This window comes from Vibrio sp. 1069, from assembly GCF_033340555.1.
The window spans coordinates 1-606 of the sequence record NZ_JAWOWP010000586.1; the positions used below are offsets into that span (position 1 = coordinate 1).

At 46.5% G+C, this 606-nt stretch carries 1 protein-coding gene; it reads left to right on the forward strand.

Annotation, left to right across the window (positions count from 1 at the left end; translation table 11 throughout):
• Window positions 1-606: dicarboxylate/amino acid:cation symporter (locus R7040_RS27900; protein ID WP_318097808.1), on the forward strand; the 606-nt coding region annotated here is incomplete at both ends.

Here is a 606-nt window from a genome sequence, read left to right on the forward strand (position 1 = left end):
TCAGCGTGGTGCGGGTGCAAACCTTGCGGGTACGATCTCTGACTCTGTGGCACTTAAGTCAACAGAAACGCCAGACATCTTCTCTATGGTTGTGAACATTGTCCCAAGCAACCCAGTTCAGGCGTTTGCAAATGGTGACATGCTACAAATTATCTTTATGGCTATTTTGACAGGTCTAGCCATTCAAGCTCTGGATTCTCGTGGAGGCCCTGCTATCCGCACGTTTAAGATGGCCAATGAGATCATGATGAAGCTGGTTGGTTTGGTCATGAGTCTAGCACCTTACGGTGTGTTTGCTCTGATGATTCAACTAGGTGCAACCTTAAATGCTAATACATTGATGTCTGTTGCAGGTTACGTTGCGCTTGTCGTGGCTATGCTTGTGTTCTGGATTTTCATCTTCTATCCAATGGCAGTTGGCATTACGACTGGAACTTCTCCAAAGGCGTTTCTCCGTGCAACTCGTGAACAAATCCTATTTTCCCTATCTACGGCAAGTTCAAATGCAACCATCCCTGTAACCATGCGTACTCTGACAGAGAAACTGCAAGTTTCTAAATCAGTTGCGGGTTTTGGTGTACCGCTAGGCGCGACGATGAACATGTC